The sequence below is a fragment of the Sphingomonas nostoxanthinifaciens genome (assembly GCF_019930585.1).
Classification (GTDB): Bacteria; Pseudomonadota; Alphaproteobacteria; order Sphingomonadales; family Sphingomonadaceae; genus Sphingomonas_I; species Sphingomonas_I nostoxanthinifaciens.
The window spans coordinates 325,603-351,136 of the sequence record NZ_CP082839.1 but is presented as its reverse complement, the minus strand read 5'-3'; the positions used below and the strand labels follow the sequence as shown (position 1 = coordinate 351,136).

At 69.1% G+C, this 25,534-nt stretch carries 26 protein-coding genes; 7 read left to right on the top strand and 19 right to left on the bottom strand.

All coding sequences use genetic code 11. The features are described 5' to 3' along the window. Positions 1 to 4: 4 nt before the first annotated feature. The 16 genes from K8P63_RS01655 to K8P63_RS01580 form a co-directional block, all read right to left on the bottom strand. Positions 5 to 970 (bottom strand): cell division protein FtsQ/DivIB, encoded by a 966-nt coding sequence (locus tag K8P63_RS01655; protein WP_223798153.1) that lies wholly within the window; start codon positions 968 to 970, stop codon positions 5 to 7. Beyond that, complete coding sequence (locus K8P63_RS01650; protein WP_223798152.1) at positions 967 to 1,884, bottom strand: D-alanine--D-alanine ligase; 918 nt, start codon at positions 1,882 to 1,884, stop codon at positions 967 to 969. Before K8P63_RS01650 ends, K8P63_RS01655 begins: the two co-directional genes overlap by 4 nt. Then, the gene (gene murB / locus K8P63_RS01645) at positions 1,881 to 2,777 is read right to left on the bottom strand and encodes a UDP-N-acetylmuramate dehydrogenase (RefSeq protein WP_398288235.1); all 897 of its coding nucleotides are present in this window, start codon (positions 2,775 to 2,777) and stop codon (positions 1,881 to 1,883) included. The genes K8P63_RS01650 and murB overlap by 4 nt, the downstream gene beginning before the upstream one ends. After that, positions 2,774 to 4,180: a UDP-N-acetylmuramate--L-alanine ligase gene (gene murC / locus K8P63_RS01640; RefSeq protein WP_223798150.1), complete on the bottom strand. Its 1,407-nt coding sequence runs from the start codon at positions 4,178 to 4,180 to the stop codon at positions 2,774 to 2,776. The genes murB and murC overlap by 4 nt, the downstream gene beginning before the upstream one ends. Continuing rightward, positions 4,177 to 5,361 (bottom strand): undecaprenyldiphospho-muramoylpentapeptide beta-N-acetylglucosaminyltransferase, encoded by a 1,185-nt coding sequence (murG, locus tag K8P63_RS01635; protein ID WP_223798149.1) that lies wholly within the window; start codon positions 5,359 to 5,361, stop codon positions 4,177 to 4,179. Before murG ends, murC begins: the two co-directional genes overlap by 4 nt. After that, entirely contained in the window at positions 5,358 to 6,587 is a 1,230-nt protein-coding gene (locus K8P63_RS01630; RefSeq protein WP_223799925.1) for a peptidoglycan glycosyltransferase FtsW, read from the bottom strand. The genes murG and K8P63_RS01630 overlap by 4 nt, the downstream gene beginning before the upstream one ends. A gap of 28 nt (positions 6,588 to 6,615) precedes the next feature. Then, a complete protein-coding gene (gene murD / locus K8P63_RS01625; protein WP_223798148.1) occupies positions 6,616 to 7,959 on the bottom strand; it encodes a UDP-N-acetylmuramoyl-L-alanine--D-glutamate ligase in 1,344 nt (447 codons plus the stop codon). Continuing rightward, positions 7,956 to 9,026 carry a phospho-N-acetylmuramoyl-pentapeptide-transferase gene (gene mraY, locus K8P63_RS01620; protein WP_223798147.1) on the bottom strand — a complete coding sequence of 357 codons (1,071 nt, stop codon included), beginning with the start codon at positions 9,024 to 9,026 and terminating at the stop codon, positions 7,956 to 7,958. Before mraY ends, murD begins: the two co-directional genes overlap by 4 nt. Continuing rightward, positions 9,026 to 10,399 carry a UDP-N-acetylmuramoyl-tripeptide--D-alanyl-D-alanine ligase gene (locus tag K8P63_RS01615; protein ID WP_223798146.1) on the bottom strand — a complete coding sequence of 458 codons (1,374 nt, stop codon included), beginning with the start codon at positions 10,397 to 10,399 and terminating at the stop codon, positions 9,026 to 9,028. The genes mraY and K8P63_RS01615 overlap by 1 nt, the downstream gene beginning before the upstream one ends. Then, complete coding sequence (locus K8P63_RS01610) at positions 10,396 to 11,823, bottom strand: UDP-N-acetylmuramoyl-L-alanyl-D-glutamate--2,6-diaminopimelate ligase (RefSeq protein ID WP_223798145.1); 1,428 nt, start codon at positions 11,821 to 11,823, stop codon at positions 10,396 to 10,398. The genes K8P63_RS01615 and K8P63_RS01610 overlap by 4 nt, the downstream gene beginning before the upstream one ends. Then, entirely contained in the window at positions 11,810 to 13,540 is a 1,731-nt protein-coding gene (locus tag K8P63_RS01605; protein ID WP_223798144.1) for a peptidoglycan D,D-transpeptidase FtsI family protein, read from the bottom strand. The genes K8P63_RS01610 and K8P63_RS01605 overlap by 14 nt, the downstream gene beginning before the upstream one ends. Then, positions 13,537 to 14,184, bottom strand: coding sequence for a hypothetical protein (locus K8P63_RS01600; RefSeq protein WP_223798143.1), 648 nt, complete (start codon positions 14,182 to 14,184; stop codon positions 13,537 to 13,539). The genes K8P63_RS01605 and K8P63_RS01600 overlap by 4 nt, the downstream gene beginning before the upstream one ends. Next, positions 14,181 to 15,125 (bottom strand): 16S rRNA (cytosine(1402)-N(4))-methyltransferase RsmH, encoded by a 945-nt coding sequence (rsmH, locus tag K8P63_RS01595; RefSeq protein WP_398288230.1) that lies wholly within the window; start codon positions 15,123 to 15,125, stop codon positions 14,181 to 14,183. Before rsmH ends, K8P63_RS01600 begins: the two co-directional genes overlap by 4 nt. Then, the gene (locus K8P63_RS01590) at positions 15,122 to 15,640 is read right to left on the bottom strand and encodes a division/cell wall cluster transcriptional repressor MraZ (protein WP_223798142.1); all 519 of its coding nucleotides are present in this window, start codon (positions 15,638 to 15,640) and stop codon (positions 15,122 to 15,124) included. The genes rsmH and K8P63_RS01590 overlap by 4 nt, the downstream gene beginning before the upstream one ends. A 280-nt stretch (positions 15,641 to 15,920) precedes the next feature. Beyond that, positions 15,921 to 16,193 (bottom strand): hypothetical protein, encoded by a 273-nt coding sequence (locus K8P63_RS01585; protein WP_223798141.1) that lies wholly within the window; start codon positions 16,191 to 16,193, stop codon positions 15,921 to 15,923. Positions 16,194 to 16,245: 52 nt separating this feature from the next. Continuing rightward, the gene (locus K8P63_RS01580; RefSeq protein WP_223798140.1) at positions 16,246 to 17,238 is read right to left on the bottom strand and encodes a cysteine synthase A; all 993 of its coding nucleotides are present in this window, start codon (positions 17,236 to 17,238) and stop codon (positions 16,246 to 16,248) included. A gap of 154 nt (positions 17,239 to 17,392) precedes the next feature. Here K8P63_RS01580 and K8P63_RS01575 point away from each other — a divergent pair, with 154 nt between their 5' ends. The 7 genes from K8P63_RS01575 to bfr all read left to right on the top strand — a co-directional run bounded on the left by K8P63_RS01575 (position 17,393) and on the right by bfr (position 23,383). After that, positions 17,393 to 17,779: a hypothetical protein gene (locus tag K8P63_RS01575; RefSeq protein ID WP_223798139.1), complete on the top strand. Its 387-nt coding sequence runs from the start codon at positions 17,393 to 17,395 to the stop codon at positions 17,777 to 17,779. Positions 17,780 to 17,827: 48 nt separating this feature from the next. After that, positions 17,828 to 18,580 (top strand): class I SAM-dependent methyltransferase, encoded by a 753-nt coding sequence (locus K8P63_RS01570; protein ID WP_223798138.1) that lies wholly within the window; start codon positions 17,828 to 17,830, stop codon positions 18,578 to 18,580. 49 nt (positions 18,581 to 18,629) lie between these two features. Beyond that, positions 18,630 to 20,861: a phosphoribosylformylglycinamidine synthase subunit PurL gene (purL, locus tag K8P63_RS01565; protein WP_223798137.1), complete on the top strand. Its 2,232-nt coding sequence runs from the start codon at positions 18,630 to 18,632 to the stop codon at positions 20,859 to 20,861. Between the two features lie 61 nt (positions 20,862 to 20,922). After that, positions 20,923 to 21,330 carry an endonuclease domain-containing protein gene (locus K8P63_RS01560; RefSeq protein ID WP_223798136.1) on the top strand — a complete coding sequence of 136 codons (408 nt, stop codon included), beginning with the start codon at positions 20,923 to 20,925 and terminating at the stop codon, positions 21,328 to 21,330. Beyond that, positions 21,327 to 22,565, top strand: a complete 1,239-nt coding sequence (locus K8P63_RS01555) for a DUF418 domain-containing protein (RefSeq protein ID WP_223798135.1) — start codon at positions 21,327 to 21,329, stop codon at positions 22,563 to 22,565. The genes K8P63_RS01560 and K8P63_RS01555 overlap by 4 nt, the downstream gene beginning before the upstream one ends. 56 nt (positions 22,566 to 22,621) lie before the next feature. Next, entirely contained in the window at positions 22,622 to 22,795 is a 174-nt protein-coding gene (locus K8P63_RS01550; protein WP_223798134.1) for a (2Fe-2S)-binding protein, read from the top strand. A gap of 96 nt (positions 22,796 to 22,891) precedes the next feature. Then, positions 22,892 to 23,383, top strand: coding sequence for a bacterioferritin (gene bfr / locus K8P63_RS01545; RefSeq protein WP_223798133.1), 492 nt, complete (start codon positions 22,892 to 22,894; stop codon positions 23,381 to 23,383). Between the two features lie 116 nt (positions 23,384 to 23,499). On the opposite strand, the gene K8P63_RS01540 is transcribed toward bfr, so the two are convergent. The 3 genes from K8P63_RS01540 to der form a co-directional block, all read right to left on the bottom strand. Continuing rightward, the gene (locus K8P63_RS01540) at positions 23,500 to 23,913 is read right to left on the bottom strand and encodes an Hpt domain-containing protein (RefSeq protein WP_223798132.1); all 414 of its coding nucleotides are present in this window, start codon (positions 23,911 to 23,913) and stop codon (positions 23,500 to 23,502) included. Positions 23,914 to 23,976: 63 nt separating this feature from the next. After that, positions 23,977 to 24,189, bottom strand: a complete 213-nt coding sequence (locus K8P63_RS01535) for a sulfurtransferase TusA family protein (protein WP_223798131.1) — start codon at positions 24,187 to 24,189, stop codon at positions 23,977 to 23,979. Continuing rightward, complete coding sequence (der, locus tag K8P63_RS01530) at positions 24,186 to 25,532, bottom strand: ribosome biogenesis GTPase Der (RefSeq protein WP_223798130.1); 1,347 nt, start codon at positions 25,530 to 25,532, stop codon at positions 24,186 to 24,188. Before der ends, K8P63_RS01535 begins: the two co-directional genes overlap by 4 nt. Positions 25,533 to 25,534 lie beyond the last annotated feature (2 nt).

Sequence of the window (25,534 nt, the reverse complement as noted above, 5' to 3'; positions counted from 1 at the left end):
CCCTTCAGGTGGTGGCCGCGCCGGCGACCGGCGGCGGCGCGACCGACGGATCGGCGGGTGCCGCCGGCGTCGGCTCGGTGATCTTCGTGCCCGGATCGGTGGTGGTGCGGACCACCAGATGCTGCCCGTCGCGCATGTCGAAGTGGACATAGCCCTGGCCGAGCAACCGCTCCTGCGAATCGCGCCGCACGAAATTGGCAAGCGCCGCCTGCGCCGCCTCGACGCCTTCGGGCAGCATCAGCGTCTCGCCCGACTGGAAGCGGAGATCCCACCGCCGGTCGCCGACCCACGTGCCCCCCGCGACGAGCGTCTTGAGCGAGGGCTGGCCGGCGATCAGCGCGCGGAATTCGGCGATATGCTGCTCCACGCCCGGCCCGATCACCAGCGGCAGCTGGACCGGCAACAGGTGCGGATCGACCGCCGCCAGCACATGACCGTCATCGTCGATCAGCGACAGGACCTGGTTACGCTGCAGGATCGCCGCTGGCGCGCGCTCGACGATATCGACGCTCAGCGTGTCGGGCAGGCGGCGCGAGACGCGCGCGTCGGCGATCCAGCCGAGGCCGAGCAGACTTTTGCGCATCGCGCCGAGATCGACCAACGGCATGTCCTGCCCGCGCGCATCCATGACGATGCGATAGACCGCGTCGCGATCAACATGCGAGCGCCCGCTGATCTGGATGTTGCGCACGACGAAGCCCGCCTGGCCGAGCGCATGCGCCACCGCCATGCCCGCCATCTGCGGCAGGCCCATCGCGATCACGCCCGCGATCAGCGCGGCGGCCACCAGCAGCCCCAACGTCCAGTCACGCACGCGGCGCAGCAGATCGTAGGGGATCGGGAAGCGCTCGAGCGCGCGGCCCATCTGTGCGCGCAACGTCGGCCGGCGGCGCCGCGCGGGCTTGGCGATCCGCGTCGCCGGGCGCCGGGTGGCGGTCGCCGCACGGCCGCGGGCGGGCGCGCGGCTCATGCCAGCGCCTCGTCGATGATCGCCTGGACGAGCGCGTCGTAGGACATGCCGATCAGCTTCGCCTGTTCGGGCACGAGGCTCAAGGGGGTCATGCCCGGCTGGGTGTTGACCTCCAGCAGGTACAATCCCGCCTCGCCCTGCTCGTCGTCCCAGCGGAAGTCCGAGCGCGACGTGCCGCGGCAGCCGAGCAGGCGATGCGCCTCCAATGCCATCCGCAGGCAGGCGCGCTCGACCTCGGCCGGGATGTCGGCCGGGCAGACGTGGGTGGTCATGCCGTCGGTATATTTGGCGTCGTAATCGTAGAAGCCGCTCTTGGGCCGGAGCTCGGTCACGCCCAGCGCGCGATCGCCGAGCACGGCGGTGGTGAGCTCGCGCCCCTTGATGAACGGCTCGGCGAGCAGGCGGTCGAAATGGCGCCACGGCCCTTCGACGTCACGACCGATCGGGTAGCCGTGATTGCCGCTGTCGGTGACGATCGCCACGCCGACCGACGAGCCTTCGTTGACCGGCTTCAGCACATAGGGCCGCGCGAGCGGATCGCCGTCGTACAGCGTCGCGCTCTCGATCACCCGGCCGCCGGGCATGCGGATGCCGTGCGGCACCAGCGCCTGCTTGGTCAGCTCCTTGTCGATCGCGATCACCGAGGTGGCGAGCCCCGAATGGGTGTAGCGCAGTCCCATCAGGTCGAGCAGGCCCTGCACCGTGCCGTCCTCGCCCGGCGTGCCGTGGAGCGCGTTGAACACGAGATCGGGCGCCAGTTCGGCCAGCCGCTGCGCGACGTCGCGGCCCATGTCGACGCGGGACACGCGATGGCCCAGTCGCTCGCACGCGTCGGCGACGCCTGCGCCCGAGACGAGGCTGACCTCGCGTTCGGACGACCAGCCGCCCATCAGTACGACGACGTGGAGGCTCATGCCGTCACGCCCACGCGCTGGATCTCCCACTCGAGCGCGATGCCCGAATGCACCTTCACCCGTTCGCGCACCTCCTCGCCCAGCGCCTCGATATCCGCGGACGTCGCTCCACCGAGGTTGAGCAGGAAGTTGGTATGCTTCTCGGACACCTGCGCGTCGCCCTTGCGCAGCCCGCGGCAGCCGGCAGCGTCGATCAGCGCCCACGCCTTGTGGCCGTCGGGATTCTTGAAGGTCGAGCCGCCGGTGCGCGAACGCAGCGGCTGCGACGCCTCGCGCGCAGCGGCGATGCGGTCCATCTCGGCGCCGATCACGCCGGGATCGCCGGGCACCCCCTCGAACAATGCCTCGACCACGATCGCGCCCGCAGGCACGTCCGAATGGCGATAGGTGTAGCCGAGCCGGGCGGCGGGCCACGTCTCGACCGTGCCGTCGCGCAGAACCAAAGTCGCCTCGACCAGGATGTCGCGCGCATCGCGGCCATAGGCGCCGGCGTTCATCCGCACCGCGCCGCCGATCGTACCGGGAATGCCGCGCAGGAATTCCAGCCCGGCGACGCCGACGTCGCGCGCCGCGCTGGCGACGGTGATGCCCATCGCCGCTCCGCCCGCGCGCACGCGCCCGCCGGGCTCGATCGCGACGGTCGCGAACGCCTTGGGCAGGCGCACCACCACCCCCGGCACCCCGCCGTCGCGCACGATCAGGTTGGAGCCGACGCCGACCGGCAGCACCGGCACCGCCGGATCGAGCGCGGCGACGAATGCCGCAAGGTCGGCGGTATCGGCCGGGCGTACCAGCCACTCGGCCGCACCGCCGGCGCGAAACCAGATGAAGTCGGCAAGGCTGCCGTCCGCCTCAGCGGTGCCGCGCAGCGGCGGCAGGGCGATCGCGCTCACCCCTTCGCGTCCCGGATCGCATCGGCGAGGCCCGCCGCCCATTTGGTGATGTCGCCGGCACCGAGGCAGATCACCATGTCGCCGGGGCGGACCACCTGCGCCAGCTCCTGCGCGAGGGCTTCCGGGCCGGATATCTCCTGCGCCGCGCGATGCCCGCGCATCTTGAGCCCGCTCACCAATGCCGCCGCATCGACGCCCTCGATCGGCGCCTCGCCCGCCGGATAGACGGGGGCGACATAGACGATGTCGGCCTCGTTGAATGCGCTCTGGAAGTCGGCCATCAGGTCGCGCAGGCGGGTGAAGCGGTGCGGCTGGACGACCGCGATCACGCGCCCCTGCGCGCCTTCGGTCGCCGCCGACAGCACCGCGCGGATCTCGACCGGATGGTGGCCGTAATCGTCGATGACGATCGCGCCGTCGACCTCGCCGACCTTGGTGAAGCGCCGCTTGACCCCGCCGAACTTGGCGAAGCCGGTGCGGATCACCTCGTCCTTCACGCCCAGCTCCAGCGCCACGCCGATCGCGGCGAGCGCGTTCTGGACGTTGTGGCGGCCGGGCATCGGCAGCTCGACCCCCTCGATCGAGCGCGTGGTGCCGTCGCGATGGCGCACGATCGTCTCGAAGCGGTTGCCACCGGGGATCGGCGTGACGTTGACGCCGCGCACGTCGGCCTGCGCCGAGAAGCCATAGGTGACGACGCGCCGGTCGCGGATCTTGGGAAGGATCGCCTGCACCTCCGGATGGTCGAGGCACATCAGCGCGGCACCATAGAAGGGCACGTTCTCGACGAATTCGACGAACGCCTCCTTCACCCGGTCGAACGAGCCGTAATGATCGAGATGTTCGGGATCGATGTTGGTGACGACCGCGATCGTGCCGTCGAGGCGCAGGAAGCTGCCGTCGCTCTCGTCGGCCTCGACCACCATCCAGTCCGACGCACCCAGCCGCGCATTCGAGCCGTAGCTGTTGATGATGCCGCCATTGATGACGGTCGGGTCGACGCCGCCCGCATCCAGCAGGGCCGCGACCATCGAGGTGGTGGTGGTCTTGCCGTGCGTGCCCGCCACCGCGACGGTCGACTTGAGCCGCATCAGCTCAGCCAGCATCTCGGCGCGGCGGACGACGGGGATGCGGCTTTCGAGCGCCAGCTCGACCTCGGGATTGCCGCGCTTGATCGCGGTCGAGGTGACGACCACCGCCGCATCGCCGAGATTCTCGGCGCGATGGCCGATCGCCACCGGAATGCCGCGCGCACGCAGCCCCTCGACCACATAGCCCTCGGCCACGTCGGAGCCCTGCACCTTGTAGCCGAGATTGTGCATCACCTCGGCAATGCCGGACATGCCGATGCCGCCGATACCGATGAAGTGGATCGTGCCGATGTCGGTCGCGACGCCCCTCATGCCCGCGCGCTCCCGGCGACGAGGCGGGGAGCGGCGGGGCGGCGGCCGCGCTTCTTCTTGCGCACGGGCAGGCCATCCATCACCGGCGTGCGGCCGAAGCCCTCAACCAGATCGGCCAGCGCTTCGGTCGCGCCCGGACGGCCGCAGGCGCGGGCGTGGGCGGCGGCGGCGATCAGCGCCTCGGGCTCGCCCGCCAGTTCGACCACGGCATCGGCCAGCGCCTTGGGGGTGAAGGCGCGCTGCACGATCGTGCGCGCGCCACCCGCCTGCGTCATCTCGCGCGCATTGACGGTCTGGTGGTCGTCCATCGCGCTCGGCAGCGGCACGAGGATGGCAGGGCGGCCGGCGACGGTCAGCTCGGCGATGGTCGAGGCGCCGGCGCGGGCGACGACGAGGTGGGAGGCGGCAAGCACGGCGGGCAGGTCTTCCAGATAGGTGGCGAGCTCGGCCTTGATGCCGAGCGACGTGTAGGTAGCGCGAACGCGCTCGATATCGTCGGGTCGGCATTGCTGCACGACCTCGATCCGGTCGCGCAGCTCGGGCGGGAGCAGGCCGAGCCCCTCGGGCACGACCGTCGAGAGGATGGTGGCGCCCTGGCTGCCGCCGGTGACGAGCAGGCGCAGCGGGCCGTCGAGGCCGGGATCGGGGAAACGCTGGCGGCCGATCGCCTTCACTTCCTCGCGCACCGGATTGCCGACCAGGGCAACCTTGCCCGCAAAGCGGGGCTTGAGCCGCTCGACATCGGGATAAGCGGTGGCGATGGCGTCGACGCGGCGCGCGAGCAGGCGGTTGACGCGGCCGAGCACGGCATTCTGCTCGTGCACCGCGGTTGCGATGCCGCGGTCGAGCGCCGCCAGCAACGCCGGCAGCGCGGGATAGCCGCCGAAGCCGACCACCGCGGTCGGCTGGCAATCGCGATACAGGCGTCGCGCCATCGTGCGCCCGGCGCGGATGCTCTCCCACGCCTTGAACCAGCCGAGCGGGCCGCCCGCCATGCGCCCGGCGGGCATGACATGCACCTCGACATCGCCGAACAGGCCGGGAATGCGCCGCCCGCGCTCGTCGGTGACGAGCGCGACGCGATGGCCGCGCCGCATCAACTCGCCCGCCAGCGCGTGCGCCGGCACCATGTGCCCGCCGGTGCCCCCGGCGGCGAGGATGAACTGACGCGTGATGCTCACTTGGGCGCACCCCAGGTGACGATGTAGGGCGAGCGCGTCAGGAACGGATTGCGCCGGGTGAAGGCGAGCAGCAGACCGAAACCAACCGACAAGGCGATCATCGACGAGCCACCGTAGGAGATGAACGGCAGCGTCATCCCCTTCGACGGCGCGAGGTGGACGTTCACCAGCATGTTGATCAGCGCCTGCAGCCCGAATTGCGTGACGAGGCCCGCGCTGGCGAAGAACAGGAAGCGATCCTCCTCGTGCAGCAGCTTCATGAAGGTGCGCACGACGATGGCAAGATAGATCAGCGCGATCGCGACGCACGCGACCAGCCCGAACTCCTCGCCGATCACCGAGAAGATGTAATCGGTGTGCGGCTCGGGCAGGCCGAACTTGAACGTGCCCGCGCCCGGCCCGGTGCCGATCAGCCCGCCATGGGTGATCGTCTTGTAGGCCGAGACCATCTGATAATCGTCGACCTGCTTCGACGCGTCGCCGATCTTGAGGAAGCCGTTGATGCGCGCGGTCGCGACCGGATAAAACAGGTAAGCGAGCCCGATCGCGCCCACGCCCGCGCCGCCCAGCGCGCCGAGATATTTCAGCGGCACGCCCGACAAGGTCAGCAGCACCAGCCACACCGAGACGAAGATCACCGTCTGGCCGAAATCGGGCTGGTGCATCAGCAGCGCGCCGATCGCGGCGAGCAGCCCGGCGGTGATCGTCACCACCGGCAATTTGTCGTCCTTGGTCTTCAGCGACAGCATCCACGCCACCGCCACCACGAACAGGGGCTTCAGGAATTCGGACGGCTGCACCTGGATCGGGCCGAAATAGATCCAGCGCTGCGCGCCGTTCTTCTCGGCGCCGCCCATCACCGGCACCATCACCAGCATCAGGAAGAAGATCGCCGCCCCCGCCAGCGCGAAGCGCCGCGCCAGCACCTTGGGCAGCATCGACACGCCGATCAGCACCGGCACCGCCAGCATCGTCCAGACAAGCTGGCGCCAGAAATAATAATGCGACGGCATGATGTGGGTCGCGTCCGAATAACGCTGCGCCGCCGCCGGCGCCGCCGCCGCCACCGCGATCAGGCCGATGCCGATCAGCAGGGTGACCAGCACCAGCAGCACATGGTCGATCTCCCAGAACCACGTCGCCAGCGCCGAGCGGTCGCCGCGCCCGAATCGCTCGCCGCGCCTGCGCGCGCGCGCCCGCCGGCGCGCTTCCGCCGGATCGATCATGCCGACCTTGCCTGCCATCGTCGCCATCTTAGAGCGCCCCCACGGCCGCGCGAAAGGCTTCTCCGCGCGCTTCGTAATCGGTGAACTGGTCGAACGAGGCGCAGGCCGGCGACAGCATCACCGTCTCGCCCGGCCGAGCCGTCGCCGCCGCATCGCGCACCGCCTGATCGAGCGTGCCGCTCTCGGTGACGGGCAGGCCCGCCTCGCCGAGGATATGCGCGAACAAGGGCGCCGCCTCGCCGATCACATAGCCCGCGCGGACATGACCGTAGAAAGGCGCGCAATCGTCGAGCTCGTCGGTCTTGCGCAGCCCGCCGAGGATCCAGTGGATCGCGGGGTAGGCGGCGAGTGCGGGTGCCGTCGCGGTGGCGTTGGTCGCCTTCGAATCGTTGACGTAGAGGACGCCGCCCTTCTCGGCGACGCGCTCCATCCGGTGCGGCAGGCCGGGATAGGATGCGAGCCCGGCCTCGATCGCGTCGTCGCCCAGGCCGAGCGCGGTGCAGGTCGCGATGGCGCAGGCGGCGTTCTGGGCATTGTGCGGCCCCTGCAGCGCGGGCCAGCGCGACTGATCGACGATGTCGGCCGATCCGACTTCGACCACGTCACCCCGGCGCAGGCCGGGGTCCAGTTCCGCACCGTCGACTGGATCCCGGCCTGCGCCGGGATGACGGAGTTGGGTGGCAATTGCGCGCGTCTGGTCGTCCTCGGTCGCGATCACCGCGACGTGCCCCGCACCCCGCATGCCGAACAGCCGCGCCTTGCTCGCCGCATAGCCCTCGAACCCGTCATAGCGGTCGAGATGGTCGGGCGTGATGTTGGTCAGCACCGCGACATCACAGTCGAGGCTGAACGTCAGGTCGATCTGGTAGCTCGACAACTCCAGCACATAGACACCGCCTTCGGGAAGCGGATCCTGCGACAGGATCGGCAGGCCGATATTGCCGCCCATCAGGCTCGGCACGCCGGCCGTCTGCAAGATGTGGTGGATCAAAGCGGTCGTGGTCGACTTGCCGTTGGTGCCGGTGATGCCGACCACCTTGTGCGGCGGCAGGCTCGCGCGCGCCTGCGCGAACAGCTCGATGTCGCCGATCACCGGCACGCCGGCGTCGCGCGCCTTGGCGGCGATCGGGTGGCGGTTGAGCGGCACGCCCGGCGACACGACGACGCCGTCATAGCCGACGAGGTCGATATCGAGCGGATCGGCGAGGTCCAGCCCCTCTTGGGCGGCGAGCTTGGCGCGCGCCTCGTCCTTGCCGTCCCACGCCGTGACGCGCGCACCACTCGCCAGCAACGCCTCGACCGTCGCGAGGCCCGAGCGCGCGAGGCCGAGCACGGCGTAGCGCTTGCCCGAAAAGGCCGGCGAGACGATCACCGCAGCTTCAGCGTGGCGAGGCCGGCGAGCGCCAGCACGAAGCTGATGATCCAGAAGCGGATCACCACGGTCGGCTCGCTCCAGCCGAGCTGCTCGAAATGGTGGTGGATCGGCGCCATGCGGAAGATGCGCTTGCCCGTCCTTTTGTAGAAGAACACCTGCAGGATGACGCTCACCGTCTCCAGCACGAACAGGCCGCCGACGATCAGCAGCACGATCTCGTGATGCGCCGTCACCGCGATCGCACCGAGCGCGCCGCCGAGCGCGAGGCTGCCGGTGTCGCCCATGAACACCGCCGCCGGCGGCGCGTTGAACCACAGGAAAGCGAGGCTGGCGCCGATCATCGCCGCGGTCATCACGCCGAGCCCGCCCGCGCCCGGCACGTGCGGAATGCCGAGATAGACGGCGAACTTCGCGTTGCCCGCAAGATAGGTGATGACGAAGAAAGCGAGGCTGGCGATCACCACCGGCATCGTCGCGAGCCCGTCGAGCCCGTCGGTCAGGTTCACCGCATTGCCGAACCCGACGATGATGAAAGCCGCGAACGGCACGTAGAAATAGCCGAGGTCGATCACCGGCCCGTTGTAGAACGGCACGTAGAGGTGCGTGCCGTTGCCCTGCACGATGATGAACGCCGCGACGCCGGCGATCACGAATTCCAGCAGCAGCCGCAATCGGCCCGAAATGCCGGCATGGCTGCGCTTCTTGACCTTGTCGTAATCGTCCATGAAGCCGATCAGGCCGAAGCCGAACGTCACCAGCAGGCACGCCCAAGTGTAGCGGTTGCCGAGGTCCATCCACAGCAACACCGCGATGGCGAGCGTGGTGAGGATCATCAGCCCGCCCATCGTCGGCGTGCCGACCTTGGCGAGGTGCGTCTGCGGCCCATCGGCGCGGATCGGCTGGCCCTTGCCCTGCTTCACCCGCAACCAGCCGATGAAGCGCGGCCCGATGAACAGGCCGATGAACAAAGCGGTCATCGCGGCCGCGCCCGCGCGGAAGGTGATGTAGCGAATCAGGTTCAGGACGTGCGGAAAGCCCAGGGCCTCCGCGATCAGGTACAGCATCAGCCCTCAACTCCGGCCAGCGCGGCGACCACGCTTGCCAGTCCGAACGAATTGGAACCCTTGACGAGGATGACGTCGCCCGGCGCCACCATTGATTTGGCGGCAGCGCTCGCGGCGGCGGCGTCGGGCACATGGACCAGATCGAGCCGGCCCTCAAGCGCCGCGGCGAGCGCCGCCATCTCGTTGCCGACGAGCAGTGCCGCACCCACGCCGGCCGCCATGACCGGCCCGGCCAGCTCGGCATGGTGACGCGCCTCGTCGGGCCCGAGCTCGCGCATGCCGCCGAGGATGGCGATGCGCCGCGCGGCTTTCTCCTGCCCGAGCACCGCGAGCGTCGCGCGCATCGAGGCGGGGTTGGCATTGTAGCTCTCGTCGATCAGCAAGGCCTCGCCGTCGCCCGCGACGACGGTCAGCCGCCTGCCGCGCCCGGCCAGCCCTTCCAGTTCGGCGAGCGCGAGCCCGGCCAGCGCGAGGTCGCCGCCCGCTACCTCGACCGCGGCGAGGATGGCGAGCGCGTTGGAGACCCAATGCTCGCCCGGCGGCGCGAGGGTGAAGCTCAACCGCGCCGCGCGCAGGCGTGCACTGACGAACGTGCCGCGCGCGAGCCGGATCGTCTCGCCGGCATAGATGTCGGCGGCAGGGTCGCGCCCGAAGGTGGTGATCTGGCCCGCATGGGCGCGCGCCGCGGCGATCAGCCGTTCGCGGTGCGGGCTGTCATAGGGGGTGATCGCGGTGCCGGCGGGCTCCAGCCCTTCAAAGATCTCGCTCTTGGCTTCGGCGATCGCCGCCTCGTCGGCGAAGAAGGCGCCGTGCGCGAGCGCGATCGCCGTCACGATCGCGACATGCGGGCGGACGAGCCGGGTGAGCGCGGCGAGTTCGCCGGCATGGTTCATCCCCATCTCGAACACCGCGAAGCGCGTCTCGCGCGGCATGCGCGCAAGGCTGAGCGGCACGCCGACGTGATTGTTGTAGCTCTTGAGGCTGCGATGCACCGCTCCGGGGGCGGAGCGATCGAGCGCCGCGAACAGGGCTTCCTTGACGCTGGTCTTGCCGACCGATCCGGTCACGCCGACGATCGTGGCCGCCGTGCGCGCCCGCGAAGCCGCGCCGAGCACGTCGAGCGCCGCACTCGTATCGGCCACCAGCACGTGCGGGCCGTCGACCGGCTGCGACACGATCGCCCCCGCCGCACCCTGCGCGAACGCCTGCGCGACGAAGCGGTGGCCGTCGGTCGCGTCGCCCTTCAGCGCGACGAACAGGTCGCCGGGGCCGACCTCGCGCGAATCGAACGCGACACCGTTGGCCGCGAAATCGGCCGAGGCGCTGCCGCCGGTCGCGGCCGCAACCTCCTGCGCGGTCCACAGCGGCGTCATCCGGCGCATTCCCGCGCGACCTGGACGTCGTCGAACGGCAGCACGCGATCGCCGACGATCTGCCCCTGCTCGTGCCCCTTGCCGGCGAGCAGGACGATATCGCCCTCGCCCGCCTGCGCGATGGCGGCGGCGATCGCCTCGCGCCGGCCGCCAATCTCGACCGCGCCGGGCGCGCCCATCAGCACCGCGCGGCGGATCGCGGCGGCGTCCTCGCTGCGCGGATTGTCGTCGGTGACGATCACATGATCGGCCAGCCGCGTCGCGACCGCACCCATCAGCGGGCGCTTGCCGGTATCGCGATCCCCGCCCGCGCCGAACAAGGCGATCAGCCGGCCGGTCGTGTGCGGCCGCAACGCCTCGATCGCGGCCTCCAGCCCGTCGGGCGTGTGCGCGTAATCGACATAGATCGGCGCGCCGGTGCGGCTGATCGCGGCGCGCTCCAGCCGCCCGCGCACCGGCTGGACGCGCTGCAGCCGCGCAAACACCTCGGCCACGTCGCCGCCGGTCGCGATGACGAGCCCGGCGGCGACGAGCGCGTTCGCCGCCTGATAGGCGCCGATCAGCGGCAGCGTCACCGTGTGCGTCGTGCCGTCGACCGCGATCGAAAGCGTCTGGCCGAGTTGGGTCGGTTCACGCGCGACCAGCTTCAGGCTCTCGCCGCTCTTGCCCACGGTCATCACCCGCACGCCGCGCTCGCGCGCAATCTCGACCACGCGGGTCGAGGCGTCGTCGTCGGCCCACACCACCGCCGTGCCATCGGCCGCGACCACCTCGGCAAACAGGCGCAATTTGGCCTCGAGATAGGCCTCCATCGTGCCGTGATAATCGAGATGGTCGCGGCTCAGGTTGGTGAAGGCCGCCGCGCGCACCGGCAGCCCCTCGGTCCGGAATTGCGAGAGGCCGTGGCTCGACGCCTCGAACGCGGCATGGGTCACGCCCTCGCGTCGCAGCCCCGCCATGTTCGACAGGAAGGTGGCGATGTCGGGCGTGGTCAGCCCGGTCGACACCGAATCGTCGGCTGTGGTGACGCCGAGCGTGCCGATCGAGGCGGCGCTGTACCCCGCCATCCGCCACAGCTGACGGGTGAGCTCGACCGTCGAGGTCTTACCGTTGGTGCCGGTGACCGCGACCACCGTTTCGGGAAAGGGCGCGAAGAAGCGCGCCGCCATCTGTGCGAAGGCACGGCGCGGCTCGCCATCGGCGATGTGGAGCGCGCCCTCGACGATCGCCTCGGGGCGGGCGACGATCGCGATCGCCCCGGCGGCGATCGCCTGCGCGATATAATCCTCGCCATTGTGCACGGCACCGCGAAACGCGCCGAAGACGGTGCCTGGCGCCACCTTGCGGCTGTCGATCGCGAAGCCGGTCACGCGGGCCTCGCCCGCCGGCAGCGCGATGCCGTCGATCAGCTCATTCAACCTCATTCTTGCCGGGCACCTTCTTCTCGAGGATGAGCGGCATCAGATCGGATTCGTCCACGTCCTTGCCGTCCTCCGGCCTGATCCCGAGGAGCGGACCGATCCGCGCAATGATACGCTTGGCGAGCGGCGCCGTCATCCAGCCGGCGGTCTTGAAGCCGTAGGTGCCCTTACTCGCCTTCGCATCGTCGAGCACCACCAGCACGACGTAGCGCGGGTGATCCATCGGGAATGCGCCGGCGAAGGTCGTGATGTTCGAGTTCTTGACGTAGTGGCCGTTGACGATCTTCTCGGCGGTGCCGGTCTTGCCGCCGACGCGCAGTCCCGGCGCATTGGCGTTGGTGCCGGTGCCCTGCAGAACCACCAGCCGCATCAGCTGGCGCATCTTCGCGCTCGTCTGCTCGGACACGAGCCGATCGGCGGGGACGGGCTTGCCCGGTTCGTGGCGCAGCAGGGTCGCGGGATGCCAGATGCCGCCATTGGCCAAGGCGGCATAGGCCTCCGCCAGGTGCAGCGGGGTCACCGCGATGCCGTGGCCGAAAGCGGTGGTCATCACCGTCGCGCGGCCCCAGTCGCGCGGCAATTGCGGCGTGCCGCGCTCACGCAGCTCGATCTGCGTCGGCGTGAACATGTGCGCCGCGCCGAAGAACGCCTTCACCCGATCGGGCCCGATCTCCTCGGCGATCTGTGCGGTGCCGATGTTGGACGAGAAGGTCATCACCTCGGGCACGGTCAGCGCGCGATGCTTGGGCTCGTCGTCGTGGATCGTGTGGCTGCCGATGTGGAGCGGCGACGAGACATTGTAGGTCTTGGCCCAGTCGGTGATCACGCCATGCTCGATCGCATTGGCGAAGGTGAGCATCTTGAAGGTCGAGCCCAGCTCGTAGGTGGCGAGCGTGACCTTGTTGATCATGTCGTGATTGTTGGGGTCGCGCGCGCTCTTCAGCGGATCGTTGGGGTTGATGTCGGGCAGCGACGCCATGCCGAGCACTTCGCCGGTATCGGCATCCAGCACCACGCCCGCGCCGCCGATCGCCGAGACCTCGCTCATGCGCCGCGCAATCTCGTCCTCCAGCGCCGCCTGGACGCGGGTATCGATCGACAGGTTGACCGACCCGCCCTTGGCGAGATCGGCGTCGAAATAGCGCTCCGCGCCGATGCCGGTGAGCCCATGCGCAGTCATCTGCGAATAGCCGAGGATGTGTCCGCCGAGCATGCCCTGCGGGAACAGGCGGCGCGGCTCGGTCAGCAGCACCATGCCGGGATCGCCCAACGCGTTGACCGCGGCGGCGAGTTCGGGCGGTGCGGGCCGGCGCAGATAGAAGAACGCCTTGCCCGAATAGAGCATGCGCCGATAATCCTGCACGCTGCGCTCGGGCATCAATTGCGCGAGCTTGATCGCCAGCGCCTCGCGGTCGCCCAGCACCTTGCGCGGGTTGATCGCGACGGTCCACAGCTTGATCGTGGTGGCGAGCGGGACGCCGTTGCGATCGTAGATCGCGCCGCGCGCGCCCGCGGCGGGAAGGCCGCTCCGCCCCTGATTGTTGCTGAACAGGCAGATCTGCACCAGTCGTGCCGCGATCACGCCGCTCACCAGCATGAACAGCAGCATGATCACCATCAGCCGCTGCTGTGCGACCCCCATCGGCGTCGCCGGCTCGGCGATATCGCGCAGGTAAATGCGGTCGGCGCGATCGAGCCGCAGCGCGGCAGGCGCGTTCACCGCGCGTCCTTCGCCGAACGGGCCTTTCCGCCGCGCGCTTCGGCAGCGGCCAATGTGCCGATATCGGCGGGCAACAGCGACGAACTCGCCGGCTTGGCCGTCTCGGCATGTTCGACATGGAAGGCGGCGCGCGTCACCACCGGCGCGGCATCGACCGGCTCGAGCGCGCTGGTCTTCGGCCGGATGTAGGTCGCGGTGCGCAGCAGCGGCTGCGGCGCGGGCGCCGCATCGGGCTCGGCCGCAACCGGCACGTCATGATGCGTCGGGGCGGGCGCGGCCGGCGTGTAGGAGACCTGATTGATCGCGCCGTGCGACGCGACGATCGCCGGATCCAGCGCCAGCGCCGGCTCGCCCTTGTGGCCATAGAGGCTCGCGAGCTGCACGCCGCTATCGACATATTGCGCCGGGCGCGGTGCCTTGAGGCCGAACGTGCCGTTCCACGCATCGAGCTGGGTGAAGCGCCCGCGCGCGCTGATCTCGGTGTTGAGCTTGGTGATCTCGTCCTGCGTCGAGGCGATCTGGCGATCGACCTTGCCCAGTGCGGCGCGCTCGGCCGCGACGGATTGCGAGACCAGATAGCAACAGAGCGCCGCTACCGCGACGCCCGCCACCTGCCACACCGAGCTCAGCCGCGCGGCGATCATGATGGTCGGCCTTTCCTTAGGCCCTGGGGAGCGGCCGCGGTGCGTCGGGCGACGCGCAACGTGGCGGAACGGGAACGGGGGTTGCGCGCCACCTCGGCCTCGTCGGCGCGCACCGGCTTGGCGACCGCCTCGAAGCTGGGGGCGGGCGCGTCAGCGGTCAGGTCGGGCAGATGGCGCGAGCCGGCGGTGACGCCGCTGCGCTCCTTGAGGAAGCGCTTGACGATGCGATCCTCGAGGCTGTGGAACGAGACGACCGCCAGCCGGCCACCGGGCGCCAGCACGCGCTCGGCAGCGGCAAGGCCGTCCTCCAGCTCGCCCAGCTCGCGGTTCACGTGGATGCGGATCGCCTGGAAGGTGCGAGTCGACGGATCCTTCTTGTCGTGATCGCGATGGCCCAATGCGCGGCGCACCACCGCAGCCAGCTCGCCGGTGCGCGTGATCGGCCGGGCGGCGACAATCGCGCGCGCGACGCGGCGCGACTGACGCTCCTCGCCCAGGTGGAACAGCACGTCGGCGATCTCGGCCTCGTCGGCCTCGTTGACGAACTCGGCGGCGCTGGTGCCAGACTGGCCCATGCGCATGTCGAGCGGCCCGTCGGCCTGGAAGGAGAAGCCGCGCTCGGCCTGGTCGAGCTGCATCGAGGACACGCCGATATCCAGCGTCACGCCGTCGATCGCGCCGTCGAGCGCCGCCTCCATCTGCGAATAGACGTCGTGGACGAGCGTGAGCGCGCCGCCGCTCTCCGCCACTAAGTCCTGTCCGCCGGCGATCGCGTCGGGATCGCGATCGAACGCGATCACGCGCACGCCCGCGTCGAGCAATGCGCGCGTATAGCCGCCGGCGCCGAACGTGCCGTCGATCATCGTCTCGCCGGAATGCGGTGCCAGGCCGGCAATCACGGCGTCGAGCAGCACGGGATCATGGGCGCGCGCCGCCATCATGCTGCAATGCCCCGTTCGCGCAGCAAATAATCGACGATCTTGCGCTTGCGGAGGTTGTCGGCGAACGCCTCGCGCGCCGCGATCGGATCCCAGATCTCGAAATAGTCGACCGTACCCCAGAATAGGGCATGCTCGCCGATCCCCGCGAATTCGCGCAGCATCGGCGGGATCACCATGCGCCCGGCGGGATCGAAGGTCACCCGATCGGTCGCGCCCAGATCGCCGCTGCCCAGCTCGGCCACCATCTTGCGGCGCTCGGCCGCCGGAAGATCGGAGACGCTCTCGCGCAAATCGTGCGAGATCTGGCGCTGCGCAATCGCGTCATAGGCCAGCAGCCGGTCCATCTCCTCGTTGGTGCCGATCTGCAGGACATTGTCCTTCACCGACGCATCGCCCGCCGCATAGACGAGGCAGCGCGTGGCGATGAGCTCACGAAAAGGGGCGGGGACCGACACCCGTCCTTTCGCGTCCACCGCGTTGAGCGCGTAGCCCGTGAAAGGGTGGTCGATCGACACGCATTCCTGCCCTGTTGCCCTTCGATGAGCGGCGCCCCGCCACCCACCGACAGCGCAGGGAATGTACGTGGTCGCACATGCCCCCTGATCTGTGTTCGGGGGGATACCATGGGTAGAACATGGTTTTCAATACCACTGTATCCCACTGAATGTGGGTTCCATGGTGGGCAATGGTCTAATTCGGACGCAAAAAGCGCACAAAACCGCGCCTCGCACCGTGGACGGGCCTGTGGATAACGATGTGGGGTGATTAGTTGGCGGCCGACTTAGGCCATGCAGATCAATGCGTCGCGGCCGCCTTGACCGGATTATGCGGGATCGGCGCCGGCTGCGGTGGATTGCCGGGGGCCACACCGAGTTCGGCCAGCGGCTCGCTCGGCCCCTGGGCGTTGGCCGCGGCGTTTTCGGCGGCGGTGTCGGCCCCCGCCTGGTGCAGCAGCGCCGTCGCCAGCATGACCAGCAGGAACACGAAGGCGAGGCCCGTCAGGCCGACGCGGACACGCTGGCCGGCTGCGCCGCGCGCAGCATGGGTCTGGATAGGATCGGCCGCCATCGGCGGTAGATAGGCCTCGGCTGATCGACTGTGAAGCTCCGTTCGTCGCCGTTCAGCGGTGCAGCCACTCCGGCGCGTCGAAACCTTTCGCCGCAAGCCATGCCGGATTGAACAGCGTCGACAGATAGCGCATCCCCGAATCGCAGAGGATGGTGACGATCCGCTTGCCGGGACCGAGCGTCCGCGCCAGCGCCATCGCGCCCGCGACGTTGATCCCCGACGACAGACCGACGCACAGCCCCTCGTCGCGCAGCAGCGCGAACGTCTGCGCCAGACCCTCCTCGTCGGAGATGCGGAAGGCGAGATCGATCGGCGCGCTTTCCAGATTGGCGGTGATCCGGCTCTGCCCGATGCCCTCCGCCACCGACGAGCCCTCCGCGCGCAGTTCGCCGTGCGTATAATAATCGTAGAGCGACGCGCCGTGCGGATCGGTCAGCGCGATCGTCACGCTCTCGTCGAACTGCTTCAGCCCCAGCCCGACGCCGGCGATGGTGCCGCCGGTGCCCGCCGCACAGGTGAAGCCGTCGATCCGCCCCTCGGTCTGCGCCCAGATTTCGGGGGCGGTCGTGCGGATATGCGCAAGCCGGTTGGCGATATTGTCGAACTGGTTGGACCAAAGCGCACCCGGCGTCTCTTCCGCGATGCGGCGAGACGTGTGCACGTAATGCGCGGGGTTGGAATAGGATGTCGGCGCCACCTCGACCAGCTCGGCGCCGAGCGCGCGCAGCGTATCCTTCTTCTCCTGGCTCTGCGTCTCGGGAATCACGATGATCGTTCGGTAGCCGCGCGCATTGCCCACCAGCGCCAGGCCGATGCCGGTATTGCCCGCCGTCCCTTCGACGATCGCGCCGCCCGGCTGGAGCGTGCCATTCTCCTCCGCATCCGCGATGATCGCAAGCGCGGCGCGGTCCTTCACCGATCCGCCCGGGTTCATGAACTCGCACTTGGCGAAGATGTCGCAGCCGGTGGCGGCGCTCGGCCCGGCGAGGCGAACGAGCGGGGTGTTGCCGACGAGCGCGGAGAGATCGGGGGCGATGGGTGCCATGCTGCGGACTTAGGCAAGGCGTCGACGGCAGGCAAGCAAGCTGCGGTTGGTCGGCCCATCGCAACGCTTCGCCGTCGCAGCGGGTGCAATTTATAATTAAAGTACGTCAGTGCCACTTGACGAAAATGATGCGGTCGCGAAAGAACGTGCTGCCATGCAAAACGTTCTCCTCCGCGCGGTCCCCCTGGCCGCTCTCGCCCTCCTCTCAGCCTGCGATTCGAAGCCGACGACCATCACTGGCGCCGGCCCGGTCGACACCACCGCCAACGAGATCGCGGCTGCGCCGCCGGTCAAGTTGCCGCCGGCGGTGCTCGCCAGCAAGCAGTATCGCTGCAAGGACAACAGCCTCGCCTTCGTCGACTTCATGAACGACGGCACCTCGGCCAACTATCGCACCAAGAAGGAAGGCACGCCGACCGCGCTGACCGCGCCGGCCGCCGGCCAGCCTTATGCAGGCGGCGACGTCACCGTCACCGGCCAGGCGACCGACAAGTCGATCACGCTGAAGGCCGGCGGCAAGTCGCAGGAATGCGACGGCTGATAGCCCCTCCGCCGGCGTCGATGCCGCTTCGGGCCGGTTGATCCGGCCGTGGCATCGCGCCGGCAGCAGATCACCCCGGCCGCGTTCGACGCGGTCTACGACCGGTTCGTGCGCCCCGGCGGTTTCCACGAGCATGACGATTATTACGACATCAGCCACGATCGTTACGTCCAGACGCTGGGCTACCTCGCTGACATCGCCCTGCCCGACAATGCCCGCCTGCTGGATATTGGCGGTGGCCAGATGGCGATCCTCGGGGCCAAATTGTTCGGCTTCGACGCGGTCATAGGCGACATCAACGAGAATTTCCGCGGGCCCGCCGACGACGCCGGAATCGGGTTTGCGGTCTGCAACCTGATCGACGACGATCCGCCCGCCTTCAAGGGCGCCTTCGACGCGGTGGTGCTGGCCGAGGTGGTCGAGCATCTGCCGATGCCGCCTTATATCGTCCTGTCCAAGGTGCGGACATGGCTGAAACCCGGCGGCGCGCTGCTCGTCACAACACCCAACCTGTTCCGGCTGCGCAACACCGCCCGCATGCTGCTCGGGCGCGATCCGTTCGATCGCTTCATGATGCCGCGCCACGATGTCAGCCTGGGCCACCAGACCGAATATTCGGGCGAACATCTCGCGTGGCAGATTCGCGAGGCCGGCTTCACGCTCGAACGGCTGGAGCATGACCAGCTCGGCGCGACCGGTTTCTCGTGGAAGGCACGGCTCGCGCGCACTTTGCTGTCGCCGCTGACGCGCCGCAAGGCGTGGCGCGAGGAACTGGTCGCGGTGGGGCGCAACCCGGCGTGATCGACGCGGGGGGTAGGCGATCCGCCGCCCCTCCGCTATCCGCGCGGGCATGAGCGAGATCACGCCCCAAATCGTCGCCGAGCACGGCCTCTCCCCCGAGGAATATGATCGCGTGCTCCACGCGCTCGGCCGCGAGCCCAATCTCACCGAACTCGGCATCTTCTCGGTGATGTGGTCCGAGCATTGCTCGTACAAATCGAGCCGCATCCACCTCGGCAAATTGCCCACCAAGGGCCCACAGGTGATCTGCGGCCCCGGCGAGAATGCCGGCGTGATCGACATCGGCGACGGCCAGGCCGCCATCTTCAAGATGGAGAGCCACAACCACCCCTCGTACATCGAGCCCTATCAGGGTGCGGCGACCGGCGTCGGCGGCATTTTGCGCGACGTGTTCACGATGGGCGCGCGTCCGGTCGCGAACCTGAACGCCTTGCGCTTCGGCCGGCCCGATCATCCCAAGATGCGCCACCTGATCGCGGGCGTGGTCCACGGCATTGGCGGCTATGGCAATTGCGTCGGCGTGCCCACGGTGGGCGGCGAGGTCAATTTCCACCCGGCCTATGACGGCAACATCCTCGTCAACGCGATGACGGTCGGCGTCGCCGAAACCGCGAAGATCTTCTATTCGGCGGCATCGGGCATCGGCAATCCGATCGTCTATGTCGGCTCCAAGACCGGCCGCGACGGCATCCACGGCGCGACGATGGCGTCGGCCGACTTCTCCGAGGATTCGGAGGAGAAGCGCCCGACCGTGCAGGTCGGCGACCCGTTCACCGAGAAACTGCTGATCGAGGCGTGCCTCGAGCTGATGGCCTCCGACGCGATCGTCGCGATCCAGGACATGGGCGCGGCCGGCCTCACCTCCTCCTCGGTCGAGATGGCGTCGAAGGGCGGCGTCGGCATCGAACTCGACATGAACGCCGTGCCATGCCGCGAGGAGGGCATGACGCCCTACGAGATGATGCTCTCCGAGAGCCAGGAGCGCATGCTGATGGTGCTGAAGCCCGGCCGCGAGGCCGAGGCCGAGGCGCTGTTCCACAAGTGGGAACTCGATTTCGCGGTGATCGGCCACGTCACCGACACCGGCCGCATGGTGCTCACCTTCAACGGCGCGACCGTATGCGACATCCCGCTCGGCCCCTTGGCCGACGAGGCGCCCAAATATGACCGGCCGTGGGTGCGCACCGAACCGCCGGCGATGCCGACCGGCCTGCCCGACAGCGCCGACCCTGCGGCCGACCTGCTCAAGCTGATGGCCTCGCCCGATCTCGCCAGCCGCCGCTGGATCTGGGAGCAATATGACACGATGGTCGGCGCCGACACGGTGCAGCGCCCCGGTGGCGACGCCGCGGTGGTGCGCGTCCACGGCACCGACAAGGCGCTGGCGATCAGCACCGACTGCACGCCGCGTTATTGCTATGCCGACCCGTATGAGGGCGGCAAGCAGGCGATCGCCGAATGCTTCCGCAACCTCTCCGCGGTCGGCGCCAAGCCGTTGGCGACGACCGACTGCATGAATTTCGGCAACCCGCAGCGGCCCGAGATCATGGGCCAGTTCGTCGGCTGCATCGAGGGCATGGCCGAGGCGTGCACCGCGCTCGATTTCCCGATCGTCTCGGGCAATGTCAGCCTCTACAACGAGACCAAGAATGACGATGGCTCGGGCAGCGCGATCCTGCCCACGCCCGCGATCGGCGGCGTCGGCCTGATGCAGGATTGGAAGCGCTCGGTCGGCATCGGCTTCCGCCAGAAGGGCGACATCGTCGTGCTGGTCGGCGAACGGCGCGGCCATCTCGGCCAGTCGTTGTGGCTGCGCGACATTCACGGCCTCGACGGCCGCGACGCCGGGCCGCCGCCGCCGGTCGACCTTGCCGCCGAGCGCCGCACGGGCGACTATGTCCGCAACGGCATCGAGGAAGGCTGGATCACCGCCTGCCACGACGTTTCCGATGGCGGCGTCGCGGTGGCGCTGGCCGAGATGGCACTGGCGGGCAATGTCGGCGCGCTGATCGACGGCGCGGTGCCGCATGGCCTCGCCGGTTCGCTGTTCGCCGAGGATCAGGGGCTCTACCTCGTCACCTTGCACGATCATGCGCTGCTCGGCTTCCTCGCCGGCGCACAGGCGGCGGGCATCGTGGCCGATCCGATCGGCCGTACGAGCGGCACCCGCCTGATCTTCGAGACCGAAACCGGCGACTTCTGCGTCCCGCTCGACGCGCTCCGCACCGCCCACGAAGGCTTCTTCCCCAAGCTGATGGGCGCCGACGCGGCGCTGGCGTGAACATCTCCTCCCCGAGCTCGCTCGGGGAGGGGGACCATCGCGCAGCGATGGTGGAGGGGCAATGCTGAGCGGCCCGAAACACACCGTCAAAAAGGCCCGCACGTTCCGCCGCGCTATGAGCGTGCCCGAAGTGCGGCTGTGGGTTCGCCTCCGCGAGCGGCCGGCTGGTTTCAAGTTCCGTCGTCAGCACCCGGCAGGCCCTTACGTGCTCGACTTCTACTGCCACGAGGCACGGCTCGCGATCGAGGTGGATGGCATAGCGCACGACATGGGGGACGCGCCCGAGCGGGACGGCGAACGCGACGCGTGGCTGGCGACGCAAGGCGTGGCGACGTTGAGGCTGCGCGCCGTGGACGTGATACGTGATATCGATGCAGCGGTTGGGGCGATCGTTCATGCCTGCCGACTGCGTTTACCCCTCCACCATGCTGCGCATGGTTCCCCTCCCCGTTCCGGGGAGGATGTATGAGCGTCCCCACCTCCGGCCGCATCCTGCCGCTCGATGCGGTGCGTGGGGTCGCGGTGATGGGCATCCTGCTCATGAACGTGAACGCCTTCGCCATGCCGTTCACCGCCTATGACAACCCCGCCAATTTCGGGCCGATGCATCCCGCCGACATCCTCGTCTGGGCGGTCGAGCTGGTGCTGGTCGACGGCAAGATGCGCGCGCTCTTCTCGGCTCTGTTCGGGGCGAGCCTGTTGCTGGTCGCCGAGCGCGCCGAAGCATCCGGGCGGAGCGCCGCGCGCGTCCATTATGCCCGCATGGCGGCGTTGCTGCTGATCGGGATCGTGCATGCCTGCCTGCTGTGGGACGGCGACATCCTCGTCCTGTACGCGCTGGTGGGCATGGCGGCATTCCCGCTGCGGCGGCTGGCGGTCGAATCGCTGCTGGTGCTGTCAGGGCTGATGATGCTGATCGGCATGGCCGTGCTGGGCCTGCATTTCGAGGGTCTCGCAGCGCTGGCGGCGGCCGCGCATGCCCCGGGTGCCGCGCCCGGCGACGTTGCGCTGTGGCAGGACGTGCTCGACCAGATCGGGCGGCCACGCGCCGCGCCGCTCGCCGCCGATCTGGCGCTGCATCGCGGCCCGTGGCTCGCTTTGGTCGCCGCGCGCGGCGTACAGGAGGCGGGGTCGTGGCTGGGCGACCTGATCCTCAACGGCCCGGAGACGCTTGGGCTGATGTTGCTGGGCATGGCGGGGCTGCGTTCGGGCTTCCTCACCGGCGCGTGGCCGCGCGCGCGATACACCCGCGTCGCGCGAATCGGCTTCGCGATCGGCCTGCCGTCGATGATCGCATTGGCCGTCTGGCTGATCGCCGCGGGCTTCCCGCCGCTGATGACGAGCCTGCTCGCGGGCGTGGTGGCGACGCCGATCCGCTGGTTGCTGGCGGTCGCGCTGGCCGCGCTGATCCTGCTGTGGTTCGGCACCGGCGAAAGCGGCTTGCGCACGAGAGTCGCCGCGACCGGGCGCGCGGCGCTCACGAATTACCTGGGCGCCAGCCTCGTCATGGATGCGGTCTTCCTCGGATGGGGCCTCGATCTCTACGGCCGGGTCGAGCGCTGGGGCTTGCTGCCGATCGCGCTCGCCGCTGCCGCGTTGATGCCGCTGTGGAGCCGTTTTTGGCTCGACCGCTTCGCCTATGGCCCGATGGAGTGGCTGTGGCGCAGCATGACGCGGCTGCGGTTCGTCTCAATCCGACGTTAAGATATTGCGAGTTATTTGCAAGATGCTAGAAAGGCTCTGCCGGTAAGGAGACGGGCGTGGTCGTTTGTTCGTGCAATGCGATTCGGGAACGTGACGTGCGGGAGGCCGCACGCTCCGGCGTCGACTGTCCGCTCCAGGCCTATGCCAGCCTCGGCCGTCGCCCGCGCTGCGGCCAATGCATCCCCTTCGCCCGCGCGCTGATCGCCGAAGAGCGCAGCGCCGCAGCCTGACGCGCGCTGCCCTGATAACGATTCGCGCGAGTCGTTCGCGCTTCGTTTCGGCCGTGCGCTTCTGTATCGGCGCCCCATCGAACAAGGAGCAGTCCGATGAAGGGCGACGATAAGGTCATCGAATTTCTCAACGGGGCGCTCAAGAACGAGCTGACCGCGATCAACCAGTATTTCCTGCATTACCGCATGCTGGATCACTGGGGCATCGCCCACCTCGCGAAGTTCGAATATCACGAGTCGATCGACGAGATGAAGCATGCCGACTGGCTGGCGGCGCGCATCCTGTTCCTCGACGGCCTGCCCAACTTCCAGCTGCTCGGCCGCCTGCGCATCGGCGAGACGGTGGAGGAGATCCTCCGCGCCGACCTCGCGCTGGAAGGCGACGCCATCCCCCTGCTGCGCGATGCGATCGCGCACTGCGAAGAGGTGCGCGACTATATCAGCCGCGACCTGTTCAAGCGCATCCTCGACAATGAGGAGGAGCATGTCGATTATCTGGAGCGCCAGTTCGACATGATCGAACGGATGGGCATCCACAATTACGTCCAGCTCCAGTCGAAGCCGGCGGAAGAAGAAGCCAAGGGCTGACGCGCTTCGGCGCGGCGCCTCGCGCCCGCCGCCGTCCCGAACGGCACCGTGCTCCGGCGCAGGCCGGAGCCCAAGGCTTCAGAAGTCGGGCTTTCGCGGGCTGGGCCCGAGCCAGCTCAGCTCGTCTTGCGCCCGAATCCCCCGGGCGCGCGCCGCACCGGCGCGGGCGGCGCGACGATCGTCTGGCGCAGCGCATTGATCGCTTCGTGAAACAGGGGCCGGAGCCGCGCGGCTTCGGCCACCATGTCGGCCGGAAAGGTGCGATCCTCGACGGCCTGGCGTCCGGCCATCTCGATCTTCTCGGCGAGCATGCCTAGATGGGCAGCGCCGAACTGCAGCGATTCGCCCTTCAGCGTGTGCGCCGGGCGGACGAGGCCCGCCGCATTGGCGCCGCGCACCGCATTCTCGATCTCGGCCACCGAGCGTTCGCCGTCCTCGGCATAATAGCTCAGGATGCGCGGAAAGGCGGTGCCCATCTCGCGCTGCGCCTTGCTCAACTGGCCATGATCGATCGGCCCGAATTCGCTCACGTGCATTCCCTCCGCCGGTTGCGGCGGTGAGCAGGCCTAGCAAGCGCAGCGTAAAATAAACGTTTATCGGTCTGCCGCGGTCACGACCAGCGTGTCGCCGGCCGGATGCACCGTCCAGCCGTTGGCCGTCGCCAGCGCGGCGATCTCGGCCGGGGCCAGCGGATCGTCGGCGCGGATCGATACGCTGCGCGCGCTGCGCATCACCCGCGCCAGTCGCAGCGCCGGCCACGGGCAGCGCAGGCCGCGCGCGTCGATCGCGACCGCGCCTTCGCTCATCCCCCGAACGGATTCTTGGGCGCGCGCAGGTTGAGCCGCACCGGCACCGCACCGAAGCCGAGTTCGCGCCTTATGCCGTTGACGAGGTAACGGCGGTAGCTTTCGGGCAATTGGTCGACACGCGTGCCGAACAGCACGAAGGTCGGCGGCCGCGTGCGTGCCTGGGTGAGGTAGCGCAGCTTGATCCGCTTGCCGCCGGGCGCGGGCGGCGGGTTCGCCTCCAACGCGCGCTCGAACCAGCGGTTGAGCTCGCCCGTACCGACGCGCGCCGACCACGCCTCACGCGTCGCGAACGCCGCCTGGATCAGCTGGTCGACGCCGCGCCCGGTGACGCCCGAAACGGTGATGAGCGGCAGGCCCTTCACCTGCGCGAGCCCGTCGTCGAGCGCGCCGCGTATGCCCTGGAACAGGCTCGGCGCATTCTCGGCGACGTCCCACTTGCTCACCGCGACGATCAGCGCGCGCCCTTCCTCGATCACCTGCGATGCGATGCGCAGATCCTGCGCCTCCAGCCCGCGCGTCGCGTCGAGCAGCAGCACCACCACCTCGGCAAAGTCGATCGCGCGCTGCGTGTCGGCCGCCGACAGCCGCTCGAGCTTGTCCTCCACCTTCGCCTTGCGGCGCAGGCCGGCCGTGTCGATCAGGCGAACGGGCTTGCCGAACCATTCCCAGTCGATCGCGATCGAATCGCGCGTGATGCCCGCCTCCGGACCCGTAATCATCCGGTCCTCGCCCAGCATCTGGTTGACGAGGGTCGACTTGCCCGCATTCGGGCGGCCGACGATCGCCAGCTTGAGCGGCCCGTCGGTGCCTTCCTCGTCCTCGACCTCGCCGGGATCGAAATCGTCGACGATCGGCCGGATCGCCTCGAACAGGTCGACCAGCCCCTCGCCATGTTCGGCCGACAGCGGGATCGCCTCGCCGAAGCCCAGCTTGAACGCGTCGAGCAGGCCGCTCTCGCCCGCTTTGCCCTCGGCCTTGTTGCCCGCGAGGATCACCGGCGTGTCGCCGTTGCGCAGCCAGCGGCCCATCTCCTCGTCCAGCGGCGTCACGCCCACGCGTGCGTCGAACAGGAACAATGCCGCATCGGCATCGGAGACCGCCGCCTGCGTCTGCGCGCGCATCCGGCCGGGGAGCGTCTGCGGATCCTCGTCCTCGAAGCCGGCGGTGTCGACGATGCGGAAATCGAGCCCGAGCAGGGTCGCCTCGCCCTCGCGCCGATCGCGCGTGACGCCGGGGCGATCGTCGACCAGCGCCAGCTTCTTGCCGACCAGCCGGTTGAACAGGGTGGACTTGCCCACATTGGGGCGACCGACGATGGCGATGGTGGGCAAAACTGGCATGA

Coding starts and splice junctions, on each gene's coding strand:
- K8P63_RS01655 (WP_223798153.1), bottom strand. CDS start 970: ATGAGCCGCGCGCCCGCCCGCGGCCGTGCGGCGACCGCCACCCGGCGC.
- K8P63_RS01650 (WP_223798152.1), bottom strand. CDS start 1,884: ATGAGCCTCCACGTCGTCGTACTGATGGGCGGCTGGTCGTCCGAACGC.
- murC (WP_223798150.1), bottom strand. CDS start 4,180: ATGAGGGGCGTCGCGACCGACATCGGCACGATCCACTTCATCGGTATC.
- K8P63_RS01630 (WP_223799925.1), bottom strand. CDS start 6,587: ATGATCGATCCGGCGGAAGCGCGCCGGCGGGCGCGCGCGCGCAGGCGC.
- mraY (WP_223798147.1), bottom strand. CDS start 9,026: ATGCTGTACCTGATCGCGGAGGCCCTGGGCTTTCCGCACGTCCTGAAC.
- K8P63_RS01615 (WP_223798146.1), bottom strand. CDS start 10,399: ATGACGCCGCTGTGGACCGCGCAGGAGGTTGCGGCCGCGACCGGCGGC.
- K8P63_RS01610 (WP_223798145.1), bottom strand. CDS start 11,823: ATGAGGTTGAATGAGCTGATCGACGGCATCGCGCTGCCGGCGGGCGAG.
- K8P63_RS01600 (WP_223798143.1), bottom strand. CDS start 14,184: ATGATCGCCGCGCGGCTGAGCTCGGTGTGGCAGGTGGCGGGCGTCGCG.
- rsmH (WP_398288230.1), bottom strand. CDS start 15,125: ATGATGGCGGCGCGCGCCCATGATCCCGTGCTGCTCGACGCCGTGATT.
- K8P63_RS01585 (WP_223798141.1), bottom strand. CDS start 16,193: ATGGCGGCCGATCCTATCCAGACCCATGCTGCGCGCGGCGCAGCCGGC.
- K8P63_RS01580 (WP_223798140.1), bottom strand. CDS start 17,238: ATGGCACCCATCGCCCCCGATCTCTCCGCGCTCGTCGGCAACACCCCG.
- K8P63_RS01575 (WP_223798139.1), top strand. CDS start 17,393: ATGCAAAACGTTCTCCTCCGCGCGGTCCCCCTGGCCGCTCTCGCCCTC.
- purL (WP_223798137.1), top strand. CDS start 18,630: ATGAGCGAGATCACGCCCCAAATCGTCGCCGAGCACGGCCTCTCCCCC.
- K8P63_RS01560 (WP_223798136.1), top strand. CDS start 20,923: ATGCTGAGCGGCCCGAAACACACCGTCAAAAAGGCCCGCACGTTCCGC.
- K8P63_RS01555 (WP_223798135.1), top strand. CDS start 21,327: ATGAGCGTCCCCACCTCCGGCCGCATCCTGCCGCTCGATGCGGTGCGT.
- bfr (WP_223798133.1), top strand. CDS start 22,892: ATGAAGGGCGACGATAAGGTCATCGAATTTCTCAACGGGGCGCTCAAG.
- K8P63_RS01535 (WP_223798131.1), bottom strand. CDS start 24,189: ATGAGCGAAGGCGCGGTCGCGATCGACGCGCGCGGCCTGCGCTGCCCG.
- der (WP_223798130.1), bottom strand. CDS start 25,532: ATGCCAGTTTTGCCCACCATCGCCATCGTCGGTCGCCCCAATGTGGGC.